Source organism: Parasphingorhabdus sp., assembly GCF_036964675.1.
GTDB lineage: Bacteria > Pseudomonadota > Alphaproteobacteria > Sphingomonadales > Sphingomonadaceae > Parasphingorhabdus.
The window spans coordinates 1-26,085 of sequence record NZ_JBALTF010000012.1; the positions used below are offsets into that span (position 1 = coordinate 1).

General features: G+C 58.2%; 27 protein-coding genes. 19 read left to right on the forward strand and 8 right to left on the reverse strand.

Features of this window, described 5'->3' with window-relative positions:
• From V7665_RS03725 to V7665_RS03740, 4 genes are all read left to right on the forward strand, one after another.
• Positions 1 to 840: TonB-dependent receptor domain-containing protein (locus V7665_RS03725; RefSeq protein WP_335663192.1), on the forward strand; the 840-nt coding region annotated here is incomplete at its 5' end.
• A 121-nt stretch (positions 841 to 961) separates the two neighbouring features.
• Positions 962 to 1,327, forward strand: a complete 366-nt coding sequence (locus V7665_RS03730) for a hypothetical protein (protein ID WP_335663193.1) — start codon at positions 962 to 964, stop codon at positions 1,325 to 1,327.
• Complete coding sequence (locus V7665_RS03735; RefSeq protein WP_335663194.1) at positions 1,299 to 1,715, forward strand: hypothetical protein; 417 nt, start codon at positions 1,299 to 1,301, stop codon at positions 1,713 to 1,715. The genes V7665_RS03730 and V7665_RS03735 overlap by 29 nt, the downstream gene beginning before the upstream one ends.
• Positions 1,716 to 1,769: 54 nt before the next feature.
• On the forward strand, positions 1,770 to 2,090 hold the full coding sequence (locus V7665_RS03740) for a hypothetical protein (RefSeq protein WP_335663195.1): 321 nt from the start codon (positions 1,770 to 1,772) through the stop codon (positions 2,088 to 2,090).
• A gap of 16 nt (positions 2,091 to 2,106) precedes the next feature.
• Here the strand turns inward: V7665_RS03740 and V7665_RS03745 are convergent, their stop codons facing one another.
• Both V7665_RS03745 and clpB read right to left on the reverse strand, forming a co-directional pair.
• The gene (locus tag V7665_RS03745; protein WP_335663196.1) at positions 2,107 to 3,153 is read right to left on the reverse strand and encodes a hypothetical protein; all 1,047 of its coding nucleotides are present in this window, start codon (positions 3,151 to 3,153) and stop codon (positions 2,107 to 2,109) included.
• A 37-nt stretch (positions 3,154 to 3,190) separates the two neighbouring features.
• Positions 3,191 to 5,785, reverse strand: a complete 2,595-nt coding sequence (gene clpB / locus V7665_RS03750; protein WP_335663197.1) for an ATP-dependent chaperone ClpB — start codon at positions 5,783 to 5,785, stop codon at positions 3,191 to 3,193.
• 135 nt (positions 5,786 to 5,920) lie between these two features.
• Between clpB and V7665_RS03755 the strand changes: the two genes are divergently transcribed.
• Together V7665_RS03755 and V7665_RS03760 are read left to right on the forward strand one after the other, a co-directional pair.
• A complete protein-coding gene (locus V7665_RS03755) occupies positions 5,921 to 8,164 on the forward strand; it encodes a penicillin acylase family protein (protein WP_442955165.1) in 2,244 nt (747 codons plus the stop codon).
• Between the two features lie 128 nt (positions 8,165 to 8,292).
• Positions 8,293 to 9,303, forward strand: a complete 1,011-nt coding sequence (locus V7665_RS03760) for an NAD(P)-dependent alcohol dehydrogenase (RefSeq protein WP_335663199.1) — start codon at positions 8,293 to 8,295, stop codon at positions 9,301 to 9,303.
• Positions 9,304 to 9,336: 33 nt separating this feature from the next.
• On the opposite strand, the gene nadB is transcribed toward V7665_RS03760, so the two are convergent.
• Complete coding sequence (gene nadB / locus V7665_RS03765) at positions 9,337 to 10,935, reverse strand: L-aspartate oxidase (protein ID WP_335663200.1); 1,599 nt, start codon at positions 10,933 to 10,935, stop codon at positions 9,337 to 9,339.
• A complete protein-coding gene (locus tag V7665_RS03770) occupies positions 10,932 to 11,870 on the reverse strand; it encodes an ABC transporter ATP-binding protein (protein ID WP_335663201.1) in 939 nt (312 codons plus the stop codon). Before V7665_RS03770 ends, nadB begins: the two co-directional genes overlap by 4 nt.
• 127 nt (positions 11,871 to 11,997) lie before the next feature.
• On the opposite strand from V7665_RS03770, the gene V7665_RS03775 reads away from it, so the two are divergent.
• The 13 genes from V7665_RS03775 to amaB all read left to right on the forward strand — a co-directional run bounded on the left by V7665_RS03775 (position 11,998) and on the right by amaB (position 21,813).
• A complete protein-coding gene (locus tag V7665_RS03775) occupies positions 11,998 to 12,531 on the forward strand; it encodes a DUF4402 domain-containing protein (protein WP_335663202.1) in 534 nt (177 codons plus the stop codon).
• A gap of 199 nt (positions 12,532 to 12,730) precedes the next feature.
• On the forward strand, positions 12,731 to 13,189 hold the full coding sequence (locus tag V7665_RS03780; protein ID WP_335663203.1) for a DUF4402 domain-containing protein: 459 nt from the start codon (positions 12,731 to 12,733) through the stop codon (positions 13,187 to 13,189).
• A gap of 88 nt (positions 13,190 to 13,277) precedes the next feature.
• Complete coding sequence (locus V7665_RS03785) at positions 13,278 to 13,823, forward strand: DUF4402 domain-containing protein (protein ID WP_335663204.1); 546 nt, start codon at positions 13,278 to 13,280, stop codon at positions 13,821 to 13,823.
• Positions 13,824 to 13,870: 47 nt separating this feature from the next.
• A complete protein-coding gene (locus tag V7665_RS03790; RefSeq protein ID WP_335663205.1) occupies positions 13,871 to 14,080 on the forward strand; it encodes a zinc-finger domain-containing protein in 210 nt (69 codons plus the stop codon).
• Between the two features lie 48 nt (positions 14,081 to 14,128).
• Positions 14,129 to 15,556, forward strand: coding sequence for a metalloprotease TldD (tldD, locus tag V7665_RS03795; protein WP_335663206.1), 1,428 nt, complete (start codon positions 14,129 to 14,131; stop codon positions 15,554 to 15,556).
• A gap of 36 nt (positions 15,557 to 15,592) precedes the next feature.
• Positions 15,593 to 16,126, forward strand: a complete 534-nt coding sequence (locus V7665_RS03800) for a DUF924 family protein (protein WP_335663207.1) — start codon at positions 15,593 to 15,595, stop codon at positions 16,124 to 16,126.
• 5 nt (positions 16,127 to 16,131) lie between these two features.
• Complete coding sequence (locus tag V7665_RS03805; RefSeq protein WP_335663208.1) at positions 16,132 to 16,638, forward strand: CPBP family glutamic-type intramembrane protease; 507 nt, start codon at positions 16,132 to 16,134, stop codon at positions 16,636 to 16,638.
• Between the two features lie 12 nt (positions 16,639 to 16,650).
• Positions 16,651 to 17,208: a pyridoxamine 5'-phosphate oxidase family protein gene (locus V7665_RS03810; RefSeq protein WP_335663209.1), complete on the forward strand. Its 558-nt coding sequence runs from the start codon at positions 16,651 to 16,653 to the stop codon at positions 17,206 to 17,208.
• A gap of 3 nt (positions 17,209 to 17,211) precedes the next feature.
• A complete protein-coding gene (locus V7665_RS03815; protein WP_335663210.1) occupies positions 17,212 to 17,424 on the forward strand; it encodes a putative signal transducing protein in 213 nt (70 codons plus the stop codon).
• A complete protein-coding gene (locus tag V7665_RS03820) occupies positions 17,421 to 18,251 on the forward strand; it encodes a patatin-like phospholipase family protein (protein ID WP_335663211.1) in 831 nt (276 codons plus the stop codon). The genes V7665_RS03815 and V7665_RS03820 overlap by 4 nt, the downstream gene beginning before the upstream one ends.
• A gap of 142 nt (positions 18,252 to 18,393) precedes the next feature.
• On the forward strand, positions 18,394 to 18,732 hold the full coding sequence (locus tag V7665_RS03825; protein ID WP_335656819.1) for a P-II family nitrogen regulator: 339 nt from the start codon (positions 18,394 to 18,396) through the stop codon (positions 18,730 to 18,732).
• 18 nt (positions 18,733 to 18,750) lie between these two features.
• Positions 18,751 to 20,073 carry an ammonium transporter gene (locus V7665_RS03830; protein WP_335663212.1) on the forward strand — a complete coding sequence of 441 codons (1,323 nt, stop codon included), beginning with the start codon at positions 18,751 to 18,753 and terminating at the stop codon, positions 20,071 to 20,073.
• 231 nt (positions 20,074 to 20,304) lie between these two features.
• Positions 20,305 to 21,813 (forward strand): L-piperidine-6-carboxylate dehydrogenase, encoded by a 1,509-nt coding sequence (gene amaB / locus V7665_RS03835; RefSeq protein ID WP_335663213.1) that lies wholly within the window; start codon positions 20,305 to 20,307, stop codon positions 21,811 to 21,813.
• A 25-nt stretch (positions 21,814 to 21,838) separates the two neighbouring features.
• Here the strand turns inward: amaB and V7665_RS03840 are convergent, their stop codons facing one another.
• From V7665_RS03840 to V7665_RS03855, 4 genes are all read right to left on the reverse strand, one after another.
• Positions 21,839 to 23,425 (reverse strand): GMC family oxidoreductase, encoded by a 1,587-nt coding sequence (locus tag V7665_RS03840; RefSeq protein ID WP_335663214.1) that lies wholly within the window; start codon positions 23,423 to 23,425, stop codon positions 21,839 to 21,841.
• Complete coding sequence (locus V7665_RS03845) at positions 23,359 to 24,399, reverse strand: phosphatase PAP2 family protein (RefSeq protein ID WP_335663215.1); 1,041 nt, start codon at positions 24,397 to 24,399, stop codon at positions 23,359 to 23,361. Before V7665_RS03845 ends, V7665_RS03840 begins: the two co-directional genes overlap by 67 nt.
• Before the next feature lie 228 nt (positions 24,400 to 24,627).
• Positions 24,628 to 25,521, reverse strand: a complete 894-nt coding sequence (locus V7665_RS03850; protein ID WP_335663216.1) for a sterol desaturase family protein — start codon at positions 25,519 to 25,521, stop codon at positions 24,628 to 24,630.
• Between the two features lie 47 nt (positions 25,522 to 25,568).
• Positions 25,569 to 25,994 (reverse strand): TIGR01244 family sulfur transferase, encoded by a 426-nt coding sequence (locus V7665_RS03855; RefSeq protein WP_335663217.1) that lies wholly within the window; start codon positions 25,992 to 25,994, stop codon positions 25,569 to 25,571.
• Between the last annotated feature and the right edge of the window lie 91 nt (positions 25,995 to 26,085).

Sequence of the window (26,085 nt, forward strand, 5' to 3'; positions counted from 1 at the left end):
CAGACGGAAACGGCCAAAACCTGGACCGTTGGCGTAGCGTTCCAGCCTGAAGCTTTGCCTGGCCTGTCCGTGACAATGGATTACTTCAACATCAAGATCACCGAAGCAATCTCCTCGCCTACTCCTGGCGATGCGATTGCGGCGTGTTTTGATAACCCATCGGCTGCCAACCCATTCTGTGGAACGGACTTCATCTCTCGTAACCCGTTCACAGGCGGACTTGACGGATCGGCTGACACCACCAAGGGTCTGATCTTGCAGCAGAGCAACCTGGGTAAGATCACAACTGACGGTATCGATCTTAGTGTTCGGTATAACACTGACATCAACGATATGATTGCTTTGGGATTGTCGTTCGATGGTACTTGGACGAACAAGAACAAGTTCCAGGCAAGTCCAACCTCGATCGATCGTGAGTGCGTAGGCTTCTATTCGGTCAACTGCGCATCGCCACAGTCCGAATTCGCCTTCTCGCAGCGGACCTCGGTTACCATTGACCAGGACTATACCTTGTCTCTGCGTTGGCGCTACCTGAGCGGTATCGAGCAAGAGCCACAGGATATCATCGACAATGGAGCGGCCTTTATCGGCACATCGCCATTGTTCGGTGAAGTCGACTTCACGAAAATCCCTGCGGAAAGCTATTTCGACCTTTCCTTCCAGTGGGATGTAAGTGAAAACGTGTTGTTCACGCTGACGGCTCAGAACCTGTTCGACAACAAGCCAACAGTTGTTGGTTCGGACATCGGTTCGACATCGTTCAACTCCGGTAACGTATACCCATCGTCTTACGATGCTCTGGGTCGTCGTTATGGCGCGAGCGTTAAATTCTCTTTCTAATCTTTTCGATTAGTTTGGAAAAAAAGAGGGCGGGCCATTTGGTCCGCCCTTTTTTGTTGCGCGGTTGAATTTTTATGCAATTTATGTTAGCAATATCTTGTCTGTTAGCAGGGGCATCCCGATGAAATTCAAATATGCATTGAGCATTTTAGCGATTTTCTCGGGTATATTTGGGGCTGTCCCCATCGCCGCTATGGTTTTGCAGAATCAGGCTGCGGACGGACAAGAGGTTCCTGAAGCTTATATCGTCGTATCTGTCCATCCTCCTCTGGAGGCGATACCTCAGAAGCAATCTGAGGCTCCAATCCGCATCACCGAAAGACGGGACCCTGGATATGTTCGATGCCGCATGGAACCGGTGGCCGGAACTATCCTGAAAAAACGCAAGATGTGTATGACAAATCGGGAATGGAGATTGGGGATCCGCAAGGGCAACCAATATGCAAGAGAGTTTGTCGATGACAACCGGCCTGGTATATTCCGATAACCAACCCGGCATTTATGGCGGCTGTCCGCAGATCACTCGGGGGTTGCCAACAATTTGTACACTTATAAAGACAGGGACTATGATGAAAATTCTCGTTCAAACCTTGATCACCGGTGCGCTCGCTGCAACTGCCTTGACAGTGCCTTCGGCATTTGCCGCCAAAACAGATGATAGCGAAGCGCAGTCGAAGAAACCCAAGAAAATCACCGACCGTCGTGATCCCAATTATGTCCGTTGCCGGTCCGAACCGATCATCGGTTCATTGACGCGCAAACGCCGGATTTGCATGACAAATGCCGAATGGACTGAATATGTGAAAGTGGGTTCCCGCGATTCGAAGCAGTTTGTGGAAGACATGCAGGTTGGGATGGATCACAACGCTCCATGAATCAATTTTCGTACCAGAGCCCGGACAAGCTCTGGCAAATATGAAGGAAAATCAATGAAATTGGCTATTATTGCGCTATCTGCAACTTTTCTGCTGGCAGCACCGGCCGCTGCGGAGGATCTGGGAGCTTCAAATTCGGAGTCTTCCGATGCAAGCTCGACAGACAAGAAGCAGGCGAAGAAACCCAAGAAAATCACTGACCGTCGTGATCCCGATTACGTCCGCTGCCGGGCCGAACCGATCATTGGCTCATTGACGCGCAAACGCCGGATTTGCATGACCAATGCAGAATGGGTGGAATATGTGAAGGCAGGGTCCCGCGATTCCAGGCAGTTTGTTGAAGATATGCAGGTTGGAGAAGGTGGCAATAACTGAGCTGGAAATGGGGTGGCTAGGTCAAAAGCCGGCTGCCCATCTCCAAATCTATATGCTGGCTTTCCGCTACCGCCTTTGCCCATTGGGCAACCATGTCGATTTCCGCGCCGTGTAGCTCGGCCATGCGATTCTGCTCTTCCTGTCGAGCGGTGGCGTCGAAAATCTCGCCCCGTTTTGCCTGATCGAGTTTGGAGTGACTTTTGAACGCGGGTCCGTTCACATTCTCCGTGATCGTCGCATGGTCCATGCCTAGGTCGAACAGCCCGTTGAGCGCCATCATGGTTTCGCGCTGACGGACGAGAAAGCTGTCGCTGTCCAGCGTTTTCACCCGGTCGCTGCCAATCGTTGCGACAATTTTGGCAAAGGCGGCATGTTGCGAGAGCCAGCCGATCGCCGCGACTTGCAAATCGGTGAGCCGTAATAGCTCTTCCGGAGAAAAGCCGCCGACCGCATAGCCATCTTTCAAGGTGCCCAGCAGCACGTCGCGGACCCAGATGCGGCCCCACATTTCCTTCTTGACGATCGACTGCAGATAGGATTCCAGCGGCGCGTATAATAATAACGCCCTGGATTCCGGGCGCAATTTAAGCGCTGGAATGGCCAAAGGCGTGCAGATATTGGACGGCTTGATGATCACGGCCCGGTCATCGCCCATCGGCCGCGCGAGCAGGTCGAGCGATTTGTCGAGCACGGCCGCCAGCTTCTGATTGTCGGCACCGCGCCGGCGCCAGCCAATCATGTCATTGAGGATGACCGGCTCTTTCAGCCCCATGGAAACGCCTGGAATATCAAAGGCCCGGGCCAGCATCGTCGAACAGCAATAAGCGGAGTGAAAAATGAAATGAACCGGTGCGGCTGGCAGCGGCATTTGCGCCAGATCCGCACGGCTGATCAGATCATAGCGTTCCACATCCGGCAGATGCTCGTCGGTGATGAAGGTGCAATTGCGGTGAACGTCCCGCGGCACATGGACGAAGCGAAAGCCATCGGCAACTTCATCATAGCGATGCGGCAGATAGTCCGCATCGCTTATGATTTCGGCTTGTCTTGCGGCTAGGTTCATCGCCGCTATCTGCCTGTCAGCAGCCTATTGTGCAAGCCTAAGCTGCGGGTGTCGCAACCGGCTCCATCTTCAGTCCGCCATCTCCTTCATCGATCTTGACCGTGCTGTTATCCGGAACCTGCCCGCGCAGGATCATGTCCGCCAGCGGATCCTGGAGATATTTCTGGATCGCGCGTTTCAGCGGCCGTGCGCCGTAGACCGGGTCATAGCCAACCCGCCCCAGCCAGCGCCTCGCGGCGTCAGTAAGGTCCAGTTCGATCTTCCGGTCCTTGAGCAATTTCTGCACCCGCAAGACCTGAATATCGACAATCGGCGCCATATGTTCCTCGCCGAGTCGGTGGAACAGGATGATTTCGTCCAGCCGGTTGAGGAATTCCGGGCGAAAATGCGCGCGCACGACTTCCATCACCTGCGGTTCGACATCCTTGACCGACTCGCCATCCTTCATGTTCGCCATATATTGGCTGCCGAGGTTGGAGGTCAGGATGATCAGCGTGTTGGAGAAATCCACCACGCGGCCCTGACCGTCGGTCAGGCGACCGTCGTCGAGCACCTGCAGCAGCACGTTAAACACATCGCTATGCGCTTTTTCGACCTCGTCAAACAGGATCACCTGATAGGGCCGCCGGCGAACCGCTTCGGTCAGCACGCCACCCTCGTCATAGCCGACATAGCCCGGAGGGGCACCGATCAGGCGCGAAACGCTGTGCTTTTCCATGAATTCGGACATGTCGATGCGGACCATCGCCTGGTCATCGTCGAACAGGAAGCCGGCAAGCGCCTTGGTCAGTTCGGTCTTGCCGACGCCGGTGGGGCCGAGGAACAGGAAGCTGCCCAATGGCCGGTTGGGGTCCTGCAAGCCGGCCCGGCTGCGGCGGACGGCAGCGGATACCGCTGCGACCGCGTCTTTCTGACCGATCACCCGTTTGCCGATCAGCTCTTCCATCGCCAGCAGCTTCTCGCGCTCGCCTTCGAGCATCTTGTCGACCGGGATGCCGGTCCATTTTGACACCACAGCGGCAATATCTTCGGGGGTAACTTCCTCGCGCAGCATTGCGCCCTCGGTCGCTCCAGCGGCTTCTTCAAGCGATTTTTCCAGTTTCGGGATGGTGCCGTAGCTCAGCTCACCGGCCTTGGCGAGATCACCGGCGCGTTCCGCCTGCTCCAGTTCGAGTCGGGCGTGATCCAGCTGTTCCTTGAGATGCGCCTCGGCGTGGATCTTGTCCTTCTCGCCCTGCCAGCGGGTGGTCAGTTCTGCGCTATGCTGTTCAAGCTCAGCCAGTTCCTTCTTGAGCGTTTCGAGACGGCCCTTGGATGCTTCATCACTTTCCTTGGAAAGCGCCTCGCGCTCGATCTTGAGCTGGATGATCCGCCGGTCGAGCGTCTCGATTTTTTCCGGTTTGGATTCAACCTCCATCCGGATATGCGATGCCGCTTCGTCCATCAGGTCGATCGCCTTGTCGGGCAGGAATCGGTCGGAAATATAGCGATTTGAGAGCGTAGCGGCGCTCACCAGAGCAGCATCGGTAATCCGCACGCCATGGTGCAGCTCATATTTTTCCTTGAGCCCGCGGAGTATTGAAATCGTGTCCTCGACCGTCGGTTCGCCGATGAACACCGGCTGGAACCGCCGCTGCAGCGCCGCGTCTTTTTCGACATATTTCTGATATTCATTGAGGGTAGTGGCACCGATGCAATGTAGTTCGCCGCGCGCGAGCGCCGGCTTGAGCAGGTTGGAGGCATCCATCGAGCCTTCCGAAGCGCCAGCGCCAACCAATGTGTGCATCTCGTCGATAAACAGGATGATTTCGCCCTCGGCTCCGCGCACTTCGTCGAGCACGCTCTTCAGCCGCTCTTCAAACTCGCCGCGATATTTCGCGCCTGCGATCAGCGAGCCCATGTCGAGAGACATCAACCGGCGGTCCTTCAGACTGTCGGGAACATCGCCATTGGCAATGCGCAGCGCCATGCCTTCGGCGATGGCGGTCTTGCCGACGCCGGGTTCACCGATCAGGACCGGGTTATTCTTGGTCCGGCGCGCCAATATCTGGATCGTGCGGCGGATTTCCTCGTCGCGGCCGATTACCGGGTCGAGCTTGCCGTCGCGCGCCGCCTGGGTAAGGTCGCGCGTATATTTTTTCATCGCTTCATAGGCGTCCTCGGAGGTCGCGGTGTCCGCTGAACGGCCGCCGCGCAACTCGTTGATCGCGCTGTTCAGCGCTTCGGCGGTCACGCCGGAGGATTGCAGCGCCTTGCCGGCGGCGGTATCCTTGGACAGCAGCAGCGCCAGCAACAGGCGCTCGACCGTGACATAGCTGTCGCCAGCCTTTTCGGCGATTTGCTCGGCTTGATCAAGAACCCGAACCGCATCATTGTTCAGCCCGGGCGTCTGCTGCGCGCCGCCACCGGATACCGCAGGAATCTTGGCCAGCACTTCATCAATTTCCTGATGCGCCTTTTTAGCATCGCCGCCCGCCTTGGTGATCAGTCCTGCCACCATGCCCTGATCATCTTCGAGCAGTGCCTTGGCGATATGCGCGGCGGTAATCTGCTGGTGACTCATCCGGATTGCGACGGTCTGGGCGGATTGCAAAAAGCCCTTGGCGCGGTCGGTGAATTTCTCAAGGTTCATTGGTTCATCCTGTTCAATCTCAATATCTTGTCCTAAATATGGTGTTGTAGTCGTGCAACACAACCATATTGATGACTTTTTCCTTCGGGGGTATATGGTAAGCGCTTCGCAGAGGTAAAGTGCACACAGCTTAAGATGCTGTCGGAGAGGAAAATATACGTGAAATCACTTAAGCGGGCAGGCATTGGGCTGATCATCATCATGGTGCTGATCGCCATCGGCCTGACGGTCTGGGAGCCGTTGAGCATAGAGCCATCCGCTCCGCCGCCGGAAGCCACATATGAAGCCCGCATCGTCCGTGATGATTTTGGCGTCCCGCATATTTTCGGCAAGACCGATGCCGATGTTGCCTATGGCGTGGCTTATGCCCATTCCGAAGATGATTTCGCGACGTTGCAGGAAGTCACCGCGATGACCCGGGGCCGGATGGCCACGCTCAACGGCGCGGACAGCGCGCCGATCGACTATATTGCCGCCCTGCTCGACATACGCGGCACCGTGAACCGCAAATATGATGATCTGCCGCAGGACGTCCGCGCTCTGCTCGACGGCTATGCCTCCGGGCTCAACGCCTATGCCGCAGAGCATCCCGAACAGGTGAAGCTTGAAAAGCTGTTTCCCGTCAATGGCCAAGATATAGCCGCGGGCTTCGTGCTCCGTTCGCCCTTTTTCTTTGGCCTCAACAGTCCGATCGAAGCGCTGGTGCAGAACCAGCCATTGCCGCGCGAGGGCGGTCCGAGTCTGGCTGATGAGCCGGCAAAAAAATCGATCCATCCGCTCAGCCCGGAAAAGATCATCGAGGACAAGGCGGCCACGCCGGTCGGCCCCGACCCGGATGAAAATGGCTCCAATGCCTTTGCGGTTGCGCCGGATCATTCTCCCGAGGGCAAGACCCGTCTGATCTCCAATTCGCACCAGCCGCTGCGCGGCAATGTCGCCTGGTACGAGCTGGTCGTGCACAGTGAGCAAGGCTGGGATTTTGCCGGTGCCAATTTCCCGGGCTCGCCCTTTCCGTTTCTCGGCCATAATAAATATCTTGGCTGGACCAACACCGTCAACCGCCCCGATCTGATCGATATCTACAAGCTGACGCTGAATGACAAGCAAGACGCCTACCGCTTTGACGGCAAATGGAAGCCGCTGGAAAAGAAGCGCGTCTGGCTGAAAATCAAGTTCGGTCCGTTTGTCATTCCCTATCCGCAGATGGCCTATCGCTCGATCCACGGGCCGGTGATCATCAATGACAGCGGTGCCTATGCGCTCCGCTATGCCGGTATCGACGAGCTCGATATGCTGACCCAATATTACCGGATCAACAAGGCGACCAATTTCGACGAATGGCAGGCGGCGATGGCGGGGCAGGGGGTTCCGGCGACCAATTTCATCTACGCCGATGCCCAGGGCAATATCGGGATGTACTATAACGCGATGTTCCCCGACCGACCCGCAGGCTATGACTGGCGCACGATATTGCCCGGCGATAGCTCGAAAGCATTGTGGCAGAAAAGCCTGCCGTTCACCCGCGTCCCGGCGCTGGTCAATCCGGCCTCCGGCTATGTGATGAATTCCAACAACACGCCCTATATTGCGGCTGGGCCGGGGGATGAACTCAACCCGGACAATTTCTCGCCGCTGCTCGGTGTCGAGGGTGACCAGACCAATCGGTCACGCCGGGCTATCGCCTTGCTCGAACGCGCCAATGCCGATGGCAAGCTGACCGACAAGGAATTGTGGGCGATCAAATATGACACCGGCTACGAAAAAGCCGGCTATGCAAAGGACTGGCTCGACAAGATCGCCGCGCTTGATCTGAAGGACAGCGCGCAATTGCTCAAGGCGCAGCAATTGCTTGCCCAGTGGGACTGGAATCTCGATGGCAAGGGCCCCGCTGACGCGCTCGCGCTGATGGTGCTGCGTCCAGCCAACAAGTCGCATTATAACCGCGACAAAATGCCCGACCCGCGCCAGATATTGCAGGAAACGGTCGACCATCTGACGCAATATTTCGGCAAGATCGATCCGCCGATGATGAATCTGCTGCGGATGCGGCAGGGCAATGTCGATCTGCCGGTCGACGGCGGCAATGACACGATCCGCGCTTCGACCCTCTGGGATGTCGATGATGACGGGCGGCTATCGGTGCGCCACGGTGACAGTTTCATCATGTTCATTGAATGGGCCAAGGACGGCAAGGTCCACTCGCGCTCGATCCAGCCTTTCGGCGCTGCAACCACGCGACCGGAGTCACCGCATTATACCGACCAGATGCAGCTGTTTGTCGACAAGAAGCTGAAGCCGGTATGGTTTGATCCGGCGGATCTGGAGCAGCACAAGACCAGTGACAAGCTGGTCGGATCGGCTGACAGGGCAGCAAAATAATATTGTCGCCAATGTCGGCAAGGACCGTCCTGCCCATTTGATATGACAGTGTCTTAAAGCTTCGGGATATGCGAATCTCGCCCAATGATGATCATTTTCACCAAGGCGAGCACAGGAGAAACCCCGTTATGCGCACTGTAAAGGCTTTCGCAGCCAACCAGGCCGGAAACCCGCTGGAACCCTTTGAATATCAGCTGGGACCGCTGGCCTCCAATGATATTGATATAAAGGTCGAGCATTGCGGCCTGTGTCATACCGACCTCAGCCTGCGCAACAATGCCTGGGGCATAACCGAATTTCCCTTTGTCGGCGGGCATGAAGCCACTGGCACGGTGATCGATATTGGTGCTGAAGTGACTCACGTCAAAATCGGCGACCGGGTTGGGCTGGGTGGCCATTCGCATTATTGCATGACCTGCCGGCAGTGTCTGAACGGCGATCATAATCTCTGCGAATCCGTGCAATCGACGGTTTCGGCGGGCCGCCATGGCGCTTTTGCCGACATCGTTCGCGCATCGGGCGTCAGCGTTATCAAGCTGCCGGACGATCTGGATTCCCGGGATGCCGGACCATTGTTCTGCGCCGGCATTACCGTTTTCAATCCGTTTGTGAAATTTGACATCAAGCCAACCGCGCGCATTGCCGTGCTGGGTATCGGCGGACTGGGTCATCTGGCATTGCAATTTGGCAAGGCCTGGGGCTGTCATGTCACCGCTTTGAGTTCCAGCGCTTCCAAAAAAGACGAAGCCATGGCTTTTGGCGCGCATGACGTGATCAATTCCCGCGATCCCGCAGCCCTGGCCGCCGCAGCGGGAAGTTTTGATGTGATCCTGAGCACGGTCGACGTCGCGCTGGACTGGAATGCCATCATTGCCATGCTGAAGCCGAAAGGCAGATTGCATTTTCTCGGCGTTCAGGCGGTGCCGGCTGAGCTGCACCTGATGCCTTTGATGTTTGCCCAATTGTCTCTGTCATCCTCGCTGGTCGGCAGCCCCCAGACAATTGCCGACATGCTGGAATTCTGCGCCCGCCATGGCATCAAGGCGGTAACCGAGCATTTTCCCTTCGAAAAGATCAACGAGGCACTGGCACATCTGGAAAGCGGAGAGGCGCGCTATCGCATTGTGCTGGATAACTGAGACGGACACGGACTGCCGGCATCCAGGCTGACATCAAATCGAAGGCACCAGGATCGTATCCACTGCCTCCGGCAGCAAATCCGGATAATCGGTAATATAATGCAGGCCCCGGCTTTCCTTCCGCGCGAGCGCTGACCGCACGATCAGATCCGCGACCTCGATCAGATTGCGCAATTCGATCAGATCCTGGGTGACGCGGAAATTGCCGTAATATTCCTGCACTTCGCCGCGCAGCAGGTCGATGCGGTGCTGGGCCCGTTCGAGCCGTTTGGTGGTGCGGACGATGCCGACATAATTCCACATGAAGCGGCGGATTTCGGTCCAGGTCTGTTTGATAACCACTTCTTCGTCGCTGTCGGTGACGCGGCTTTCATCCCATGGCCGGATTGGCGGCGGGGCAGGCAGCTCATCCCAATGTTCGGCAATGTCGCGGGCCGCTGCATCGCCGAAGACGAAACATTCCAGCAGGCTGTTCGAGGCCAGCCGGTTGGCACCGTGCAGGCCGCTCTCGCTGGCTTCGCCCGCCGCATAGAGACCGGGCAGATCGGTGCGGCCCGCCAGATCGATCAGGATTCCGCCGCAGGTATAATGTTGCGCTGGCACGACCGGTATCGGTCCCTTGGTCATGTCGATGCCCAGCCCGATCAGCTTTTCATAAATATTCGGGAAATGGCCCTTCACAAATTCCGGATCGCGGTAGGAGATGTCGAGATGGACGTAATCAAGGCCCAGACGCTTGATCTCGTGGTCATTGGCGCGGGCGACAATATCGCGCGGCGCCAGTTCCATGCGTTCCGGATCAAAGCGATCCATATAGCGATCGCCCGCTTCATCGCCGGCATCGTCCGGCAGTTTCAGATGCCCGCCTTCGCCGCGGACCGCTTCGGTGATCAGGAAATTCTTGACCTCGAGATTATAGAGGCAGGTCGGATGGAACTGCATCATCTCCATATTGGAAACGCGCGCACCGGCGCGCCAGGCCATGGCGATGCCGTCGCCGGTTGCGCCGCGCGGTGCGGTCGAGAACAGATAGGTCCGTCCGGCGCCGCCGCTCGCCATGATCGTCGCTCGCGAGGTCAGCGTCTCGACATGACCGGTTTCGTTGTTGAGCGCATAGACGCCCCAGACATTCTTGGCGCCGGTCGGAACCTCTGCATTGCGGTCGACGATCAGGTCAATCGCCACCATATGCGGGCGCAGCGTGATATTCGGGTGGGCCGCGGCGGTATTCTGCAACGCTTCCTGCACCGCCCAGCCGGTCGCATCATCCACATGGACGATCCGCCGGTGGCTATGTCCGCCTTCTCTGGTGAGATGGAGGACTTCCGCTTCCTTGTTGAACGGCACGCCCATATCCTCGAGCCGGGCAATCGCGGCTGGCGCATTTTCAACGACAAATTCAACGGTTTCGCGGCGGTTGAGGCCAGCGCCGGCGACCATCGTGTCGTTGATATGATTTTCGAACGTGTCGCCTGCATCGAGCACGGCAGCGATCCCGCCCTGCGCCCAGGCAGTGGAACCGCCGGTCAGTTCACCCTTGGCCAGCACCAGCACCTTGTGGGTGCGAGCCAGCGTGATCGCGGCGCTGAGTCCGGCGGCGCCGGAACCGACAATGATGACATCGTGGTTCACGCCGTTTTGGCGCGGGTAAGGTTGAGAAATACATCCTCGAGATCCGCTTCTTTCGTGGTGACCTCGACGATCGCAAAACCGCGTTCCTGGACCGCGGCCATCACGCCACCGGCGTTGGTGCGGTCCTTGTTATAGGTGATCGCCACCGTCCGCGGACCGATAATATCGGCCTTTTCGAATAATGTATTGGCGAAGGAGATGGCATCCTGTGCTTCGCTGATGTCGCGGTCCAGCGTCAGTTCGACCAGCTTTTCGCGGGCCATGTCGACCAGTTCCGGCGTCGGCTTGTTGGCGATCAGCTTGCCGTGATTGATGATCGCGATCCGGTCGCACAGATTTTCCGCTTCTTCGAGATAATGAGTCGTCAGCACGATGGTCACGCCGGCCTTGTTGAGATCCACGACATATTCCCAAAGCTGCTGCCGCAGGTCGATGTCGACCCCGGCGGTTGGCTCGTCCAGCACCAGAATCGGCGGCGAGTGAACCATGGCCTTGGCCACCAGCAGCCGGCGTTTCATCCCGCCCGACAGGGTCCGGGAATAGGCATCGGCCTTGTCTTCCAGATGGACGGCGCGCAGCAATTCCATCGTCCGGCGCTTCGCCTTGGCGACGCCATAGAGCCCGGCTTGAACCTCCAGCGCCTCAAACGGGGTGAAGAAGGGGTCAAAGATGATCTCCTGCGGCACGATCCCGATCGAGGCTTTGGCGTTGCGCGGACTGTCATCGGTATCAAAGCCCCAGATGCTGGCGCTGCCGCCGGTCTTGCGGACCATGCCGGAAAGAATGTTGATCAGCGTCGACTTGCCGGCACCATTGGGGCCAAGAAGCCCGAAAATCGAGCCGCGGGGTACGTCGAAACTGACGTCGTCCAGCGCCTGTTTGCCGCCGGCATAGGTTTTGGAGAGATTCTTGATCGAGATTGCTGCATTTGTCATGCGCTTCGCATAAACATCTTGTTGTGGACAATCAAAGGCTTTGCTGCATCTGGTTCGATCAAGCCTAAAGGCCGGTTAACCGTTAAATTATGTAAATATTTCTTATATTTCTTCTAGTTGCCGATGCATGAAATATTTCAGACACCAGAATCAGGCACGGACAGCGGTGCAATGGGCGACGCTGCTGACCGCTGCGCTGTGCCTGGCCAGCCCGGTTGCAGCGGCGTCGGATTCGTCCGATGCCCGAGTCTTCATAAGGCAGCCGGTGACGATGACCAAAACCGCCGATCTCATATTCGGCGATTTTGTCACCGGCACCGCCGACAGCATTTTTCGCCTCGACCCGCGTTCGGGCTTGCTCAGCCAGCGCAACGGCGATGCGGTGTCCGTGGGCGGGACGCAATCATTTGCATCGATTGAAGTGTTGGGGACAGCCTTGAGCCGGGTTCAACTGTCGACCGGGAAGCAAAGCATCTTGATCCAGCGGGATGGCGGGACGGAGACGATGCAGATCGACCGGTTCCGCTTTGACCGCCGCCGGAAAATGCTGAATGCGGCTGGCCTGCAAACCTTCAATATTGGCGGGCAATTGCGCGTCGGCGCGAACCAGAAGGCTGGCACATATCGCGGTTCCTTTGACGTGTCGGTCGATTATTTCTGATGGTTCCGGACAATTCCGGATGGTGGTACAGAATGTGTGAATCGCCGGTTAACCCTGATATTCAACAATATTTAGCTATTTGACCATTAGGGCTCTGCGCTTGAAACACGGTAATTCTTCGACACCGACCCGAGGGTTCGGGATATGGCGCCCGGCCTTGCTGCCGTTCTGCGCGCTTGTCTGTTTTCCCTTTGGGGCCGTGCAAGCAACCTCCAGCAGGGGGCAAACGCAGACCATAATCAGCCAGGGTGTCAACATCAGCGAAAATGCAGAATTGCGCTATGGAGATTTTTCTGCCGGCACGACTCAGAGCCGGTTCCGCCTCAATCCGGAGAACGGTACGATCGTCCAGTTAAACGGCAATGCCGTGTCCCTGGGCGGCACCCAGACAGCTGCGTCCTTCACCGTCTTTGGCACACCGCTTCAAACGGTGCGGCTGACCGTCAGCCAGAACCAGATCGATCTTACCCGGGTCAATGGGACGGAAACGATGCGGGTCGATCAATTCCGCTTTGATGGCGGCAATGGAACGCGCAACCGAACGCTCAGCGCCAGCGGGTCGGTCGAATATAAGCTCGGCGGAAGGCTCACCATCAATCCCAACCAGGTTGGTGGTGCCTATGTTGGAAGTTTCAACATTACCATTGATTATCAATAGGCTGCATTAGCGCTTCATTCGGTTACCGTGAAATTGACCATGCGAATACATGCTTAATTACAACAATTCGGCCTAGAGCATTTTTGTCATGACCAGAGACCAGATCTTTCCCCGCCTGATTGGCTGCCTGTTGTTTGTCCTTGCCGCGCTGGCCAGCGCGCCGGCTGTCTTTGCACAATCGAACAATGGCGATACCGATGCCGTGGTGGTTAGCCCGCTTTCGCTGGTCCCGGTTGAAGATCTCAACTTTGGCAATCTGATCCCTGGCGCCACCGGCGGAACCGCTGTCATCAGTCCAGCCGGTGGTCGGACCGTGACCGGATCGGTTGTCGCTGCCGGAGGAACGGTCAGCAACGCCGAGTTTCAGGGCTATGGCACACGCAACCGGTACGTCTATATCAGCACGGCATCGTCCAGCTATCGGCTCAACCGCGTCGGCGGCGGCGCCAATATGCGGTTGCGGTCTCTGACCCTGCAAGCGGACAATCTGACCCCGGTCAATTTCCCCGGCCTGTTCCGCATTGCGTCGACAAATGTGATCACGCTGCGCATTGGCGGCACTCTGGATGTGCGGGCCAACCAGCAGGCGGGCGTCTATCAGGGCAGTTTTCCGATCACGATGAACTATTACTGATATTTGCGGGATTGCGCGGCGCACAATCCGTTGCTAATCGATCTGCCATGATTGACGCACCAGAAATTGTCAGAACAGCAAAGAAGCGCAATGCCTGCGATGGCGCCTCGGATATTCCGGGCGGCGCGGCGCTTGGCCATCCGCGCGTATGGCTTGAGATTGATGAAAAAGGCTATGTCGACTGCGGCTATTGTGACCGGCGATTCGTTCTGGTCGGCGGTCCCGCCGACGTCGCGCCGGCGCAGCCCGAAGAATAATCCGACATAGGGGGTGCAAGGCCCCGGTTTCGTTTCTATATGGGTCGGATGATAGAAAATCCTGACCCCCGCTCGTTTCTGTATCGCCCCGATGGCCTCGACCCGGAGCGCGCCAAAGCGCTTGTCGCTGACAGCCTGTCCGCTTGCGATGATGGCGAATTATATCTGCAATATAGCGCGACGGAAAGTTTCGGCTTTGATGATGGCCGTTTGAAAACCGCTGATTACAGCACTGACAGCGGCTTTGGCCTGCGCGGTGTCGCGGGCGAGATGACCGGCTTTTCCTATAGCAACGAGACCAGCGAGGCGGCGATCCGGCGCGCAGCCCAGACCCTGCAATTGCTCGATCCGGCCAAGGGTCAGAAAGCCCCGCCACCGCGCGGTAACAACCGGCATCTTTATGGCGAAGCCAATCCGCTGGAAGCGATTCCCTTCGCGAAGAAGGTGGCCTTGTGCCAGCAAATAGACGCAGCAGCCCGCGCGCGCGATCCCCGCGTTGCTCAGGTTTCCGTCGGTCTGTCCGGCAGCTGGAGCGTTGTCGAAATCGTCCGTCCCGACGGCTTTGTCGCGACCGATGTGCGCCCGCTGGTGCGGCTCAACGTGTCGATCGTCGCCGAACAAAATGGCCGCCGTGAAAGCGGCAGTTTCGGCATGGGCGGGCGTTATCTCTATGACGAACTGTTCGAAGAGGGGCGCTGGAATCGCGCGGTTGACGAAGCCTTGGCCCAGGCTCTGGTCAACCTGGAAAGTGTCGACGCGCCAGCCGGCGAACAGACCGTTCTGCTTGGCCCCGGCTGGCCCGGTATCATATTGCACGAAGCCATCGGCCATGGCCTCGAAGGCGATTTCAACCGCAAGGGCACCAGCGCCTTTTCCGGCAAGATCGGCCAGCGCGTGGCTGTGCCCGGCGTTACCGTGGTCGACGATGGTTCGATTCGGGAACGGCGCGGCTCGCTGAGCATTGATGATGAAGGCACGCCGACGCAGGAAAATGTCCTGATCGAGGATGGAATCCTGAAATGCTATATGCAGGACCGGCTGAACGCACGGCTGATGGGCGTGCCGGCCACCGGCAACGGGCGCCGCGAAAGCTATGCCCATGCGCCGATGCCGCGGATGACCAATACCTTCATGCGCGGCGGCAAGGATGATCCGGCCGAACTGATGAGCCGGGTCAAAAACGGCATTTACGCCAAAAGCTTTGGCGGCGGACAGGTCGATATCGTCTCGGGCAAATTCGTCTTTTCCTGCACCGAGGCTTACAAGATCGAAAATGGCAAGCTCGGCGCCCCGATCAAGGGCGCGACGCTGATCGGCGACGGCCCGACCGTGCTGACCAAAGTGGCCGGTATCGGCAATGACATGGCGCTGGACGAAGGCATCGGCATGTGCGGCAAGGGCGGACAATCCGTGCCCGCTGGCGTTGGTCAGCCGACCTTGCTGGTGGAAGGGCTGACCGTCGGAGGGACGGCTTGAGCTTGGCGTTAGCATGACCAAATCGCGTTTATCCCATTGAACTGGTCTGCCGAAATATTATCCTTCTGGTTTCAGGAGCTTGACCCCAGGGACTGGTGGACCAAAAGCGATGTGACCGACAATCTGATCAAGCGGCGTTTCTTCGAACTATGGCAAGAGCAGAAATCCAAAACCGCCGGCGACTTTCTCGGCTCACCGGAAACCGCGCTCGCCGCGGTCATCCTCTTCGACCAGTTCCCGCGCAATATGTTCCGCGACAGCGCCGACGCCTTTTCCACCGATCATCTGGCGCAGCAGATTGCCGGACAGGCGGTGGATTTGGAGTTCGATCAGCAATTGCCCGAGCAGCAGCGGCCTTTCCTCTATATGCCGTTCATGCATGCGGAGGATCTTGATCTGCAGAACCAGTCCGTCGCCCTGTTCACCAAACTCGGCAGCAATCAGGAATTCGCCAATGAGCATCGCGACGTGATCGCCAAATTCGGCCGTTTCCCCCATCGCAACCATGTTCTCGGGCGGCAATTCCGGCCCGGGGAACAGGCCGCCATTGCTGACGGAGCAAGCTGGTAGGCCGGATGCTCGTCAGTGCGGCAAAGCAGACCTGGCGGGCCCTGAAAGTCTGGCCAGCCGCCGGTCGCTGGAAAGCCGCTCTGGGCATCGCGCTCCCGGCTGTGGTGATTGTCGCTTTGTCAGGATATCTGGGCGGCTGGCTGCGCCTTGATCCCGTGGTCGATCTCCCGTCGGCCCTGATCGCCGCCGTCATCCTGTTCGTCATTCCCGCCCTGGCCGAAGAACTGATCTTTCGCGGCATTCTGCTTTCCTGGTTTGCAACTGTCTCTCAGCGCCTGGGCAACTGGCTATCGATCGGCCTCTATGTGCTCTGGCATCCTCTTCAGGCGCTGACCTTCGGTCCGCCCTGGTCAGCCATTTTCCTGCAGCCGTCATTTCTATTTGCTACGTTCATCCTCGGCATAGTATTGACCCATATCCGGATCGTTTCGCAGTCCTTGTGGCCGGTGATAGCGATCCACTGGCTGCTGGTTCTGGTCTGGAAGCTTCTGTTTGCCGGGCCATTTTACTGAGAAGGGCGAAATATGGCGGATTTTTTCGATTCAATGACCGACAAACATATCGCATTCATTGCCCAGCAGCCGATGTTCTTTGTCGCGACCGCAGCCGCAGACGGACGGATCAATCTGTCGCCCAAGGGCTATGACTCATTCCGGGTGCTCGATGCCAATCGGGTCGCCTATCTCGATCTGGGTGGCTCCGGCAACGAGACCCACGCCCATCTGGTCGCCGACGGCCGGATCACCATCATGTTCAACAATTTTGCCAACCCGGCGCTGATCATGCGGCTCTATGGCACTGGCAGGCCGGTGCTGCCGCAGGATGCCGGCTGGGACGAACTGGCCGCGCATTTTGATATTCTGCCCGGTACCCGCCAGATTTTCGATATCGCGGTGGACAATGTCCAGACCAGCTGCGGCTGGGGCGTGCCGCAGATGGAAATGAAGGCCGAGCGCGAGACATTGGTCAAATATCACCGTCAGGCCGATCCGGAAGCCTGGATGGAAAAGACCGCTGGCCGGGTGAAAAGTATCGACGGCCTGCCGACGCGCGCGACCGATCGCTATTTTGGCGAGCCATAGGTCATGAGTCTGGTCGAACTGTCCCGGCACATGCACGGCGTCGAAGCCGAAATCATCCGTGGCCGGCTCGGTGCCGCTGGAATCGGCGCGGTCTGTTTTGACAGCAATGTCAATATTGTCGAAGGCGCCGGGATCGCGCTGCCCGCCCGGGTGATGGTGCTGGCAGAGGATCTGGCCGAAGCCAGGGCGATATTGGCGGAGGATGTGTCTCTATGACCGGAGCCGGAAAAATTTCGCTCGCGCTGGGCGGTGGTGCCGGTCTCGGCTGGACCCATATCGGCGTGCTGCGGGCGATTGACGATTCCCCGCTGGAGATTGCCGCCATCGCCGGTACCTCGATCGGCGCGATCGTCGGTGCCAGCTATGCGGTGGGCAAGCTCGACTATATCGAAGACATGGCGCGCAACGTCAATTTCCGCAACATGCTGCGCTTCATGGACCCGCATTTCAAGCGCGGCGCGGTGATGGGCGCGCGCAATATCGAAAAAGAGCTGGAGACCGAATTCGGTCATCTCAATTTCGAGGATCTGCCCTTTCCGGTGGCGGCGGTCGCTGCCGATCTGCGCACCGGCGATACGATTGTGATGAAATCGGGCAAGCTGGTGCCGGCGATCCGCGCATCGATGTCGCTGCCCGGCATATTCAAGCCCGTGCAACATGAAGGCCGCCTGCTCGTCGATGGCGGCGCGGCCTTGCCGGTTCCGGTGTCACCGGTGCGCGAACTTGCGCCCGAGGCCCTGTGTCTTTCGATCAACCTGCAGGATGATTTCATCAATCGTTCGATCGCAGCCGGAATCGCGGTCAACAATGGCAAGGAACCCAATAGTCTCGCCATCGTCAAGGCATCGGTCGGCCTGTCGCTGCGCAATCTCGGCCGCTATTCGCTGGCGCTCGATCCGCCCGATTTCGCCATGTCGCCACCGGTTGGCCATATCGACATCCAGAATTTCACCCGCGCCGATGAGCTGATCGATATTGGCCGGCGCGAAACCGAAAAAGTCATCCCGCAAATATTGGCGCGGCTGGCGGAGTGCGCTGCCTAATTATTGTGCACTCGTGCTGCAATGCACAATATTTACTCTTTATTAAGCGGCACGATTTCACGAAAATCCCTTGAATCCAACGCCTTCCGATTCTGGCACGGGCCTTGCGAGGTGACCCCCGGTAACAACAATAGGGGGCGTAATGAAATTTATCATAGCCATAATCAAACCGTTCAAGCTTGACGATGTTCGTGAAGCGCTGACCGGTGTCGGCGTGACCGGCATGACCGTAACCGAAGTCAAGGGCTTCGGCCGGCAAAAGGGCCAGACGGAAGTCTATCGCGGCGCGGAATATACCACCAACATGGTTCCGAAGCTGAAAATCGAAGTGGCTTGCAGCAGCGCAGTCGCGGCCCAGGCGGTCGAGGCTATTCAGGCTGCCGCCGGAACGGAATCGATTGGCGACGGCAAGATCTTCACGCTTGGTCTCGAAGACGCCGTCCGCATCCGCACCGGTGAAACCGGCGACACAGCAATATAATCGGGGAAGCAGATACTCATGAGAAAAATTTTGACAAAACTGACGGGAATGGGGGCTTTAGCCAGTCTTTCTGTCCCAGCCTTTGCGCAGGAGGCCGTCGAAGCGGTCGCGGCCGTGCCCAATCCGGGGAATAATGCCTGGATGATGACGGCCACAATCCTGGTCTTGCTGATGATCCTGCCCGGCCTCGCGCTGTTTTACGGCGGTCTGACTCGCACCAAGAATATGTTGTCGACGATGACGCAAATTGGTGCCGCAGCCTGTCTCGCGATGCTGATCTGGGTCATGTATGGTTACGGTCTGGCGTTCGGTCCGGAAGGCAATGCCTTCATCAGCTGGGGCAAATTCTTCCTCGCTGGCGTCGATAGCAGCAGCACCGCAGCAACATTCTCCGACGAAGTGATTTCGGAATATGTATTCATCTCCTTCCAGATGACCTTCGCGGCCATCACCCTGGCGCTGGTGCTCGGGTCGGTTGTCGAGCGGATGAAATTTTCCGCTGTCATGGTTTTCGGCGCTGTCTGGTTGACGATCGTTTATTTCCCGATCGCTCATATGGTTTGGGCCGGTGGCGGATTGCTCTTTGAAATGGGCGCGCTCGACTTTGCCGGTGGTACGGTTGTGCATATCAACGCTGGTGTATCGGCGCTGGTTGCAGCTCTCATCCTCGGCAACCGCAAGGGCTATCCGAAAGAGCCAATGGCTCCACACAGCCTGACGCTGACCATGGTCGGCACCGGACTGCTCTGGGTTGGTTGGTTCGGCTTCAACGCTGGTTCCGAACTGGAAGCAGACGGCACGGCTGGCCTGGCGATGATCAACACCTTTGTTGCCACCGCTTCGGGTGCCCTGTTCTGGATGCTGGCTGAAAAGATGAGCGGCCACAAGGGATCGGCACTGGGCTTCTGTTCAGGCGTAATCGCCGGTCTGGTTGCGGTAACCCCCGCTGCCGGTAACAGCGGACCATTTGGCGCCATTGTTCTGGGCGCGGTTGCATCGCTGGTCTGCTACTATGCTGTATCCTTCCTGAAACCCAAGCTTGGCTATGATGACTCGCTGGACGCCTTCGGCATCCACGGCATCGGCGGCATGGTTGGTGCGATCGGTACCGGCATTGTCTATCAGCCAATGTTTGGCGGACCCGGCGACGGTTCTACCGCCATGGGTGCTCAGGTTGTCACCCAGATCATCGGCGTGCTGGTTACCATCGGTTGGGCTGGTGTCGGAACGGCTATCGCGATGTTTGTCGCCAAGCTGGTCACCGGACTGCGTGTTACCGAAGAAGTCGAGCAGGAAGGCCTCGATCTCGGCGAACACGGAGAGCGCGCCTACAACTACTAATTTCCGAGTTTGGCGCCGGCCTTCTCCTCCCAAAATCCGGTCGGCGCCTCACCTTGTTCCTCCTGCGAACAAACAACTCATGGCCGGTGATGTGCAAACATCCCGGCCTTTTTTTGTCTGGTTGCCGCGCAAGGGAGGCACTAGTGGTTGGCGCTGGCCCCCATTTGTTTCATTTGCAATCACCCGGGGTGAATGTCATTTGTTGGCGGATAAACCGAGCGAGGAACCGCCATGTCATACCCACAGCAAATATCTCAAATCCTGACCCGGCTTGGCGTCACCGCCGCAAGCATCGGCGACGGCGACTTGCTGGTCCATTCTCCGCTGACCGGTGAGCAAATCGCGGCGGTGCCGACGTCCTCGGCGGCGGACGTCGAGGCGGCAGTCGATCAGGCCCATCAGGCCTTTCTGCAATGGCGCAATGTCCCCGCCCCCCGGCGCGGCGAACTGGTCCGGCTATTCGGCAATGCCCTGCGCGCGCACAAGGATGATCTGGCCCGGCTGGTATCGATAGAAGCGGGCAAAATCCCCTCCGAAGGCGCGGGCGAAGTACAGGAAATGATCGATATTTGCGATTTCGCCGTTGGCCTTTCGCGCCAGCTCTATGGCCTGACCATTGCCTCGGAACGGCCCGGCCACCGGATGATGGAAACCTGGCATCCGCTCGGCGTCGTCGGGGTGATCTCGGCGTTCAATTTCCCGGTCGCGGTCTGGGCCTGGAATACAGCGATCGCGCTGGTCTGCGGCAATAGCGTGGTCTGGAAACCTTCGGAAAAAACGCCGCTGACCGCGATTGCCTGTCATGCAATTTTCGCTCGCGTGGCGGCGGACTTTGCTGAAGCGCCTGAAGGTCTGGCCGGCCTCATCATCGGCGGACGCGATGTCGGAGAAACGCTGGTCGACCATCCACAGGTGCCGCTGGTGTCGGCGACCGGATCGACGGCGATGGGCAGGGCAGTGGGCCAGCGTCTCGCCGCTCGCTTTGCCAGGTCGATCCTGGAACTGGGCGGCAATAATGCCTGTATCGTCGCGCCTTCTGCCGATCTCGACATGGCGGTGCGCGGGATATTGTTCAGCGCGGTCGGCACCGCAGGACAGCGTTGCACCAGCATGCGGCGGCTGTTTGTCCATGACGATATTTACGATGCACTGCTGACCCCGCTCAAGGCCGCTTACGCGAGCATTTCGGTTGGCGATCCGCTGGCGCAGGACGCACTGGTCGGACCGCTGATCGACAAGGCCGCTTTTGACGGTATGCAAGCGGCACTGGTGCTGGCCCAGGAACAGGGCGGGGACGTCACAGGCGGCGGTCGCCATGACAGCGGCGATGCCGGAGCTTATTATGTCCGGCCGGCGCTGGTCGAGATGGAGGAGCAATCCGATATCGTCTGCCGCGAGACTTTTGCGCCGATCCTTTATGTCATGCGCTACCGGGAACTGGACGACGCCATCGCCCGGCAAAATGCCGTTGGCGCGGGCCTGTCATCGTCGATCTTCACCATGAACATGCGCGAAGCCGAACAATTCCTGTCAGCCGCGGGATCGGATTGCGGCATCGCCAATGTCAATATCGGCACATCTGGCGCGGAAATTGGCGGCGCCTTTGGCGGCGAAAAGGAAACCGGCGGCGGCCGGGAATCCGGTTCCGACGCGTGGAAAGCCTATATGCGCCGCGCCACCAACACGATCAACTATTCGGCTGACCTGCCGCTGGCGCAAGGGGTGAATTTCGACCTCTAGGCGCAGCGCCAGGCGTCCGCACCAACTAGCCCAGATCCGCCTTGATAAATTCCGCCGCCCGTTCACCGATCATGATGCTCGGGGCGTTGGTGTTGCCGCTGATGATTTCCGGCATGATCGAGGCATCGGCAATATAGAGCCCTTCCAGACCGCGAAATTTCAGGCGCGCATCGACAACCGCGTCATCATCTCCGCCCATCCGGCAAGTGCCGACCGGGTGATAGACGGTATCGGCACGGTCGCGGATCAGCGCGTCCAGCTCTGCATCATTGTTGATGTCGATCGGATGCCGGTCGGTCGGCGCATATTCGGTCAGCGGCGGGCTTTCCAATATCCGTTTCATATGGCGGACGCCCTTGCGCAGGGTCGCGATGTCCCGGTCATCATCGAGGAAATTCGGGTCAATCGCTGGTGGCGCTTGCGGATCGTCATTGTTGAGCCGCACGCTACCCTTGCTGTGCGGCCGCAGCACGCAGGCGTGACAGCTGAAGCCATGGCCCTTGACCGCCTCGCGCCCGTGATCTTCCAGCATTGCCGGGACGAAATGATATTGGATGTCGGGCGCTGGAACCTCCGGACCGCTGCTCCAGAATCCGCCGGCTTCGGCATAAGGTGTGGTCATGATCCCGGTGCGCTTGAACCGGTGCTGGAGGATCGCCTTGGCCATCCGCACAGTACCCGCAAGCGAGTCGCCGATCAATTCCTTGGACTCGGTCTGATAGCCGGAGACAAAGTCGATATGGTCCTTCAGATTCGCGCCGACTTCGGGCTTGTCGAGAACCACATCGACGCCCTTGTCCTTGAGATGCGCCGCCGGTCCAATGCCGGACAGCTGCAGGATATGGGGCGTTCCGAAGGCTCCAGCGGACAGCACGACCGCGCCGCGCGCATTTATCGTTTCGCTGCCGGAACCGCGCTTGATCTGCACGCCGGTAACGCGACCATCCTTGATGATCAGTTTCTCGACCAGTGATTTTGTCTTGATCGTCAGATTCGGGCGAGACCGGGCCGGTTCGACATAGGCGCGCGCCGCTGACCAGCGTTCGCCGCCTTTCTGGGTGACCTGGTATATGCCCATGCCCTCCTGTTTCTCGCCATTGAAATCATCGAGAATCGGTAGCTGCAGATTGCGCGCCGCTTCGACAAAGGCGACACTGCCCGGATTGGGCCATTTCTGGTCGGAAACGGACAGCGGGCCGTCGCCACCATGATAATCATTGCCGCCGCGTTCGTTGCTTTCGGATTTCTTGAAATAGGGCAGGACATCATCATAGGACCAGCCGGCGCAACCCATCGCTGCCCAATTGTCATAATCCCACTTGTTGCCGCGAATATAGACCATCGCATTGATCGCGCTCGATCCGCCAAGACCGCGTCCGCGCGGCTGATAGCCGGTGCGGCCATTGAGACCCTTTTGCGGGACCGTATCGAATTTCCAGTTGGCGTTTTTCAGCAGAAACGGCATCATTCCGGGTGTCTTGACCAGGAAATTATTATTCCGTCCACCCGCCTCGATCAGACAGACCGTGCGCTTTCCGTCTTCGCTCAGCCGTCCCGCGACTGCACTACCGGCGGAACCGCCGCCGATGACGATGATGTCAAATTCTGCCATATGCCTGTCTCTCTCCAAATTCTCTGTTGGCGCAATTTGGGGAGGCTATATTGTATTGCACCGGCCGTGCACAGTGCAAATAAACCGACCATTGCGCCGCCTATCATGTCGATCAGATAATGGGTTCCTTCAACCGGCGTGGACAGCAGCATCGCGGCGTTGATCACCAGCAATGGCCAGCGCAAATAGCGGCATTGCCACGCCATCGCGATATAGATGACGGCTGCGGCGGTGTGGAAACTGGGCGCGCAAACCAGTCCCTGGAGCGCGCCCAGATCAACCGTTCCCAGCAAATTGTCGCGCAATAATGGCAGCAATTCGGCCTGATAGAGGGCGCTGGTCGGCATGTAGGGAATCGGCCCCTGCCAGACATAGGCCAGCGGACCGACCGCAGGAAAGGCCAGGAACAGCAACATGGTGATCAACGCCGCCAGCCAGAAACTGAACAGGAAAAACTGCGCGCGGGCGCGTTCGCCGCTCAGGGCCAGGCCGCCGAGCAGCAGCACCGGTGATAAATAGATATTGGCATAGGCCAGGCTTCCGGCCGTTTGCAGCCAAGGATTGTCGACAACCAGCATATACCAGCGCAACCACTCGAAACCCAGAAAGGCATCGATCCGCGCCAGCGCCGGGTCGACAAATCCGCTGGTGGCGGCCGCTGCGGGATAGGTCGCGGTCGCGCCCAGCAGACTGATGAACAGGAAGAAGCCGACATATTCACAAAGGTCGCGTGCGACGCGCTGCCATCCGTTGGCATGATCGCGCATCACATAGCGGGTGGCAGCCAGCAGAAGCAGCGCCAGAAAATATTTGCCATTGCTGGCTTTCAGGAAATCCATGCCAAGGTCGGCCCAGCCCATCATGGCGATGACGATCAGCAGGCTGCAGGCCAGCAAGCCGAATATCCAGCTGGTTGGCACGATCCGTGAAATCGGTGCCTGCTTGTTGATGTGAATATCCTGGACGTCGCTCATGTCCATCAGCAGGGCCTCTGGAAACAAACATCGGCAAACGAGACAGGAATATATGCCGACGCGCGCAAATTGCGGCCGCATGCCCTTAAAGATTTCAATTTCATTCCAATGCGCGACCCGCGTGCGGATCGAGCACGACTGGAGGGGTCCTCAGCCCTCTATGCCGCGCTTGCCCGTTTTTTCAGGGAAAGGATAGTAACAATTGTGTAATGTTCTGTATGGTGGCCGTTACAGGCCTTGCTTCCAGCGTTCCTTGATCATCTCGCTGCTTTCGCGGCTGCCATCATGGCTCCAGCCCGGCGGCTTGACGAGATAATTCCACTTGTGCCGCCACGGCGCGGTCCACAGATCCCTGGCAATGCCAATCCATTCATGAAAGGCCGCCCAGAACAGGTTGAAACTGTCCAGATTCTTGATGATGCCATATTGGATATTTTCTTCATCCGTTTCCGGTTCATAGGTTCCGAACAGCTTGTCCCAGATGATGAAGACACCGGCATAATTGCGGTCAAGATAGCGCGGGTTGGTCGCATGATGGACGCGGTGGTGCGACGGCGTGTTCATCACCGCCTCGAACCATCGCGGCATCCGGTCGATGGCTTCGGTATGGATCCAATATTGATAGATCAGGTTGAGGCCCACGATGAAGAAAATCAGCGCCGGCGGAAAGCCGATCAGAAACAGCGGCATGCGAAAAATGAAGCTGAGCGCAATAAAACCGGTCCAGGTCTGCCGCAGCGCGGTCGTCAGATTATAATGCTGGCTGCTGTGATGGATGACATGCGCCGCCCAGAACCACCGGACCCGATGCGCCGTGCGGTGGAACCAGTAATAAGCCAGATCATCGAGCACGAAGGCCAGGGGACCGAGCCACAGCACGTTCGCCCAGCTGATCTCGATGTCAAAAATTCTGAATTGGTAAACCCACAGGCTGAGCGCGAAGACCAGACCGCCGGTCAGGATGCCGGCAACGACGCTGCCCGTACCCAGTGCCAGCGAGGTGAACGCATCCCTGGTCTCATAGCGGATCTTCTTGTTCTTGCGGCTCCACCACCATTCCATGGCGACGGTGATGATGAAGAACGGGACCGCCCAGTCGGTCGGGGATGGCAGATTTTCCATGACCGCGACTACTTACACGAATGTTAGTGGCTGTCCAGATAGTCCGATCAATTTCCGGCAGCCAGCGCATCGATCATCGCCCGGACCGGGGTGATGTCATAGCCCGCATTGCCGGCTAGCCGGGAAATCTCGTCGGGTGCAACACCCTGTTTCGCCTGCGCCAGCGACCAGAGCAGGGTCGAGCGGGTGCCGGAACGGCAATAGGCGAGGGTCTTGTCACCATCGGCCAGCGCTGCGATCATCGCATCGACCTGTGGTCCCGAAAAACCGCTGTGGGTGATCGGAATCGCGATATATTTCATGCCGGCCGCCCGTGCTGCCGCTTCAATGTCGGCGCTCTGCGGTTCGGACGGATCCTCGCCATCGGGCCGGTTGTTGATGATCAGGCTGACCCCGTCGGCTTTGGCGGTGGCAACATCTTCCAGGCTGATTTGCGGTGAGACGCTGATCTTGTCATTGATTTTCCGGAACATGTTCTGGGTCTCCTCTGTCGGAACGGGGGTATTGGTTGCGGTTGCAGCACTGCAGCCGATCAAGGCAATCGATAATAGGGCGGGTAAGAAT

Excerpts from the sequence above, each read along its gene's own strand:
- V7665_RS03830 (WP_335663212.1), top strand. The coding sequence starts at position 18,751 with ATGAGAAAAATTTTGACAAAACTGACGGGAATGGGGGCTTTAGCCAGT.
- V7665_RS03815 (WP_335663210.1), top strand. The coding sequence starts at position 17,212 with ATGAGTCTGGTCGAACTGTCCCGGCACATGCACGGCGTCGAAGCCGAA.
- V7665_RS03820 (WP_335663211.1), top strand. The coding sequence starts at position 17,421 with ATGACCGGAGCCGGAAAAATTTCGCTCGCGCTGGGCGGTGGTGCCGGT.
- V7665_RS03850 (WP_335663216.1), bottom strand. The coding sequence starts at position 25,521 with ATGGAAAATCTGCCATCCCCGACCGACTGGGCGGTCCCGTTCTTCATC.
- V7665_RS03735 (WP_335663194.1), top strand. The coding sequence starts at position 1,299 with ATGACAACCGGCCTGGTATATTCCGATAACCAACCCGGCATTTATGGC.
- V7665_RS03825 (WP_335656819.1), top strand. The coding sequence starts at position 18,394 with ATGAAATTTATCATAGCCATAATCAAACCGTTCAAGCTTGACGATGTT.
- amaB (WP_335663213.1), top strand. The coding sequence starts at position 20,305 with ATGTCATACCCACAGCAAATATCTCAAATCCTGACCCGGCTTGGCGTC.
- V7665_RS03760 (WP_335663199.1), top strand. The coding sequence starts at position 8,293 with ATGCGCACTGTAAAGGCTTTCGCAGCCAACCAGGCCGGAAACCCGCTG.
- V7665_RS03770 (WP_335663201.1), bottom strand. The coding sequence starts at position 11,870 with ATGACAAATGCAGCAATCTCGATCAAGAATCTCTCCAAAACCTATGCC.
- tldD (WP_335663206.1), top strand. The coding sequence starts at position 14,129 with ATGATAGAAAATCCTGACCCCCGCTCGTTTCTGTATCGCCCCGATGGC.
- V7665_RS03845 (WP_335663215.1), bottom strand. The coding sequence starts at position 24,399 with ATGAGCGACGTCCAGGATATTCACATCAACAAGCAGGCACCGATTTCA.
- V7665_RS03855 (WP_335663217.1), bottom strand. The coding sequence starts at position 25,994 with ATGTTCCGGAAAATCAATGACAAGATCAGCGTCTCACCGCAAATCAGC.
- clpB (WP_335663197.1), bottom strand. The coding sequence starts at position 5,785 with ATGAACCTTGAGAAATTCACCGACCGCGCCAAGGGCTTTTTGCAATCC.
- V7665_RS03740 (WP_335663195.1), top strand. The coding sequence starts at position 1,770 with ATGAAATTGGCTATTATTGCGCTATCTGCAACTTTTCTGCTGGCAGCA.
- V7665_RS03805 (WP_335663208.1), top strand. The coding sequence starts at position 16,132 with ATGCTCGTCAGTGCGGCAAAGCAGACCTGGCGGGCCCTGAAAGTCTGG.
- V7665_RS03840 (WP_335663214.1), bottom strand. The coding sequence starts at position 23,425 with ATGGCAGAATTTGACATCATCGTCATCGGCGGCGGTTCCGCCGGTAGT.
- V7665_RS03755 (WP_442955165.1), top strand. The coding sequence starts at position 5,921 with ATGCTGTCGGAGAGGAAAATATACGTGAAATCACTTAAGCGGGCAGGC.
- V7665_RS03745 (WP_335663196.1), bottom strand. The coding sequence starts at position 3,153 with ATGAACCTAGCCGCAAGACAAGCCGAAATCATAAGCGATGCGGACTAT.
- V7665_RS03730 (WP_335663193.1), top strand. The coding sequence starts at position 962 with ATGAAATTCAAATATGCATTGAGCATTTTAGCGATTTTCTCGGGTATA.
- V7665_RS03810 (WP_335663209.1), top strand. The coding sequence starts at position 16,651 with ATGGCGGATTTTTTCGATTCAATGACCGACAAACATATCGCATTCATT.
- V7665_RS03790 (WP_335663205.1), top strand. The coding sequence starts at position 13,871 with ATGATTGACGCACCAGAAATTGTCAGAACAGCAAAGAAGCGCAATGCC.
- V7665_RS03775 (WP_335663202.1), top strand. The coding sequence starts at position 11,998 with ATGAAATATTTCAGACACCAGAATCAGGCACGGACAGCGGTGCAATGG.
- V7665_RS03785 (WP_335663204.1), top strand. The coding sequence starts at position 13,278 with ATGACCAGAGACCAGATCTTTCCCCGCCTGATTGGCTGCCTGTTGTTT.